Raw genomic sequence first — 4,328 nt, 5'->3', positions numbered from 1 at the left:
GCGGCTTTTCCATGCTTTCCAAGGCTACGCCATACTACGATTTCTTCAACAGTTCTTGATACTTAACCTCTCCTATCGTATCCTGCTGCTGGACGCAATTGGGCGCCGCATGGAGACAATTTGGAGACAATACCCCTTCCGTCGGGCTTTGTCTCCAACTGGAGGATCACGATGCCAACCAGCAAGCTGACCAAGCGCGCGGTCGATGCGCTCGTGCCGCCGTCGAAAAAGCAGACCGTGCTTTGGGATACCGAGCTGAAAGGCTTCGGCGTGCGCGTGCTGCCGTCCGGCCTCAAGACGTTCATCGTCCAGTATCGCAACGCCGAGGGCATCAAGCGCCGCATCAATATCGCGCGCTATGGCGTGCTGACGGTCGATCAGGCACGCGACCAGGCCAAGCTCAAGCTGGCGGCCGTGATCGGCGGCGAAGACCCCGCCGATGAGGTTCGCCAGGCGCGCAAGGGAATGACGGTCGAGGAGATGTGCGACTGGTATCTGACCGAGGCTCGGGCGGGCAATATCCTCGGCCGCAAGAACCTGCCGATCAAGAAATCGTCGCTCGACATGGATGAGAGCCGCATCAAGACGCATATCAAGCCGCTCCTGGGCAAGCGGATCGTCAAGCATCTGACGATCGCTGATGTCGAGCAGATGCAGACCGATGTGAAGGACGGGAAGACGGCGAAGCCGCGCAGCGGCGGCCGGGGCGGCATGGCGACCGGCGGCGCCGGTGTGGCGGCGCGCTGCGTCGGCACGCTCCAGGCCATCATCGGGCATGCGAAGCATAAGGGCCTGCTGGACGCTCACCCGACGCAGGGAGCGAAGAAGCTGGCCGGTAAGAAGAAGACCCGGCGCCTGAACGTCGCCGAGATAGTGTTGATGGGCAAGGCGATGGCCTATGCGGAGCGCAATGGCGAGAACCCTGTCGCCCTCGGCGTGCTGCGCACGCTCTTGCTGACCGGATACCGCCGTGAGGAAGGCCAAGCGATGCACCGAGCCTGGGTCAATGGAGCCGGCGGCTATGTGGCATTCCCCGACACCAAGGGCGGCGCGCAGATTCGTGCGATCGGCCCTGCGGCCGTCAAGGCCGTCGAGAGCCAGCCGGTGATCGTGGGCAATCCGCACGCTTTCCCCTCGGAAGTCGGGCGGGGGCCATTCACCGCAGTCAGCGCCTGCCTCCAGCGCGTTGCCAAGCTGGCGGGGATAGAGGGCATTACGCCGCACACGCTGCGCCACACCTTCGGCAGCGTGGCGGGCAATCTCGGTTTCTCGGAGCTGACGATCCGCGCCATGCTTGGCCATGCCTCGCAGAACGTCACCCAAGACTACATCCACATCGACGAGGCGCTCAAGCTCGCCGTGCGGCGAACGTCCGACGAGATCGAACGGCTGCTTGCGGAGGGCGCGGCTAAATCGACACAACTCCAGCTTGCGGCATGAACTTCGGTGAGCCGCTCGACCCGGGCAAAGGGCATGTGTCGATGCCATCAAATGACAGCCGCTGCAATCCGACGAACATGGCCGTTAAACTTTTCAGCGTGTCGTATTCTCGACATAGTGGCAATATCAGCATAGACGACGCGACGTGACTGAGACCCGCAAATTCCTTGGCCGGCATCATTGGCTGTGCGCGTTGCTTCTGGGCGCCACGCTGATCGTAAAAGCCCTGGTGCCCGCGGGTTTCATGCCGGTCGCCTCGAATGGTGTGATCCTCGTCCAGCTCTGCTCGGGTCAAGGGCCGCAGACGATCGTCTTGGAGCTGCCGGGCAAGACCGGCGAACATGACCATGGGGAGCACAAAAAGGCGGAAGCGCCCTGCGCCTTCTCCGGACTGTCCTCGCCCACACTCGCGGCGACCGACGCGCTTCTGCTGGCGATCGCGATCGCTTTCATCATCGCGACGGGTTTCCGCCTTCCGCCGCGTATAGTCCTCTGGCGCGGTATCTATCTTCGCCCGCCCGCGATTGGGCCACCCTCCGCCTGATTCACTCAACATTTCCGCGTTGAACGGCGCCCAATCGGGCGTCCCATGTGAATCAGGATTCCGACATGACGAATTTGCATTTTGCCGCGCGGCGCGCGGCACCTGTGGCGCGTGCTTCTGCCGGCGCTACCGCTTTCAAGACCCGCCTGGCACGCGATATTGCTGCCCCCGCCTTCGTCGCAGCGCTGGCCTGCTGCCCGCTCTCGCCGGCCTTTGCACAGGATGGCATTGTGCTGCCGGAGGTCGATGTGGACTCGGCCAGCGAAGCGCCGTCGACGGGATCGGGCGAAAGGATCTCCTCATCTCGCCTCCGCAACCTTCAGGCCGGCTCGAGTGATACTGCCGCCATTCTTCAAAGCGTGCCAGGTGTCAGCGGCTTCGGCGCCGGGGGCTTTTCGACCCTGCCGGTGATCCGCGGCTTGGAGGCGCAGCGCCTGACCGTGCTCGTCGACGGCGTGGCGATCGCCTCGGCCTGCCCGAACGATATGAATCCGCCCCTGTCCTATACCGATCCGCAGACCGTGGGTGCGATCGACGTCATTACGGGCGTCTCGCCGGTCAGCTATGGCGGCGACAGCATCGGCGGGATCATCCGCGTCGAGAGCGCTCCGCCCCGCTTCGCGAAACAGGGCGATACGCTGCTGACAGGTGAAATCTCGGCCTTCTATCGCAGCAATGGCGATGGCTTCGGCGGTTCGCTTTCAATGACGGCCGCGAGCGACAAGAGCAGCCTGACCTATAACGGCTCCTATACCCAGGCCGACAATTTCAAGGGCGGTGGATCGCTGGGCATCGTGCGATCGAGCGAATATGCAAAGACCGATCACAGCCTGAGCCTGGCCGCGCAGGTCGGCAGCGGCTTGGTCGAGCTGAAGGGCGGCTATCATTTCGCGCCCTACGAGGGGTTTCCCAACCAATATATGGACATGACGTCCAACAAGTCCTGGTTCCTGAACGGGCACTATGCAGGCGTCTTCGATTGGGGCAATCTCGATGTGCGGGCGAGTTGGCGCGACACCGACCATGCCATGAACTTTCTCGCCGATAAGGGTGGGACGGCTACTGGCGGAATGCCGATGAACACCGAAGTCCATAGCGCCGGATACGCGGTCCAGGCCGAAATCCTGCTGGGCGGTGCCGGAACGCTGCGTCTCGGCAATGAATTCCAACACCAGTGGCTCAACGATTTCTGGCCGCCCGTCGCGGGAAACATGATGATGGGGCCGAATGCTTTCATGAACGTCAACGGGGGGAAGCGCGATCGTCTCGGCACATTCCTCGAATGGGAAAAGAGCTGGGATCGCGGGTTCACGCTGGTCGCCGGCATCCGCAACGATCAGGTCTGGATGAATACGGGGACGGTCGCGCCCTACGGCACCGGAATGATGCAGATGGCCGACGTGATGGCGGCCGCCGCGTTCAATGCAGCCGACCGCAAGCGGCACGATAGCAATTGGAGCGGCACGTTGCTTGCTCGATATGCGCTGTCGCCTCATGCGGAAATCGAGTTCGGCTATGCCCGGAAGGTGCGTTCGCCGAATATCTACGAACGGTATAGCTGGGGCCGCGGCGGCATGGCGAGCCGGATGATCGGGTGGTTCGGGGACGGGAATGGCTATGTCGGCAACCTCGCGCTTCGCCCGGAAAAGGCGGATACGCTGAGCGCCGCTCTGTCGGTTCATGGCGGCGGCAAGGATGGCTGGTCGCTGAAGATCGCGCCTTATTTCACTCATGTTGACGACTATATCGACGCCGTGAAGCTGGCGGACTTTACCGACACGGCGGGCAGACCGACCGCTTTCGATCAATTGCAATTCGCCAACCAGAAGGCGGAGATTTATGGCATCGACCTGTCGGCCGCCGTCCCGCTCTGGTCGTCCTCATCGGCAGGGAGCGCACGACTGACCGCGCGCGCGAGTTGGTTGCATGGCGAGAACCTGGCGGACCATGGACCGCTCTATCACCAGATGCCGTTCAACGCGGCGCTGGGGCTGGAACATAGGATCGGCGGACTGGAAACCCGGATTGACCTGACCGTCGTCGGCGAGAAGGATCGTGTCGATCCGACCCGCAATGAGCCGCGAACGGGAAGCTATGCGCTGCTTGACGTCCAGTTGGCCTATCGCATCGACAATGTGCGATTGACGCTCGGCGCGGACAATCTGTTCGACGCGGCCTATTATGCTCCGCTCGGCGGGATGTCGCTCGGGGATCTGAAGGCGACCGGCGTTCTTCGCCCGGTCCCGGGCCGGGGGCGGTCGGTCAACGCAGGCGTCACGATCTCGTTCTGACGACAATGCGTTCGGAACGAAAATCCTTGATGCAGGGGCGGGGGGGCGGGGGG

General features: G+C 62.8%; 3 protein-coding genes. All 3 read left to right on the top strand.

The window, feature by feature from the left end:
- The first annotated feature begins 171 nt into the window (after nucleotides 1-171).
- The 3 genes from VDP82_RS14535 to VDP82_RS14525 all read left to right on the top strand — a co-directional run bounded on the left by VDP82_RS14535 (nucleotide 172) and on the right by VDP82_RS14525 (nucleotide 4,275).
- On the top strand, nucleotides 172-1,440 hold the full coding sequence (locus tag VDP82_RS14535; protein ID WP_323015555.1) for an integrase family protein: 1,269 nt from the start codon (nucleotides 172-174) through the stop codon (nucleotides 1,438-1,440).
- A gap of 145 nt (nucleotides 1,441-1,585) precedes the next feature.
- Nucleotides 1,586-1,984, top strand: coding sequence for a hypothetical protein (locus VDP82_RS14530; protein WP_226948734.1), 399 nt, complete (start codon nucleotides 1,586-1,588; stop codon nucleotides 1,982-1,984).
- A gap of 65 nt (nucleotides 1,985-2,049) precedes the next feature.
- Complete coding sequence (locus VDP82_RS14525) at nucleotides 2,050-4,275, top strand: TonB-dependent receptor (protein ID WP_029994077.1); 2,226 nt, start codon at nucleotides 2,050-2,052, stop codon at nucleotides 4,273-4,275.
- Nucleotides 4,276-4,328 lie beyond the last annotated feature (53 nt).

Origin of the sequence: Devosia sp. (genome assembly GCF_034675085.1) — a bacterium.
Taxonomy (GTDB): domain Bacteria; phylum Pseudomonadota; class Alphaproteobacteria; order Rhizobiales; family Devosiaceae; genus Devosia.
Note: the sequence above shows the minus strand (reverse complement) of the source record. Positions and strands in the feature narration are given on the sequence as shown.

Excerpts from the sequence above, each read along its gene's own strand:
- VDP82_RS14525 (WP_029994077.1), top strand. The coding sequence starts at position 2,050 with ATGACGAATTTGCATTTTGCCGCGCGGCGCGCGGCACCTGTGGCGCGT.
- VDP82_RS14535 (WP_323015555.1), top strand. The coding sequence starts at position 172 with ATGCCAACCAGCAAGCTGACCAAGCGCGCGGTCGATGCGCTCGTGCCG.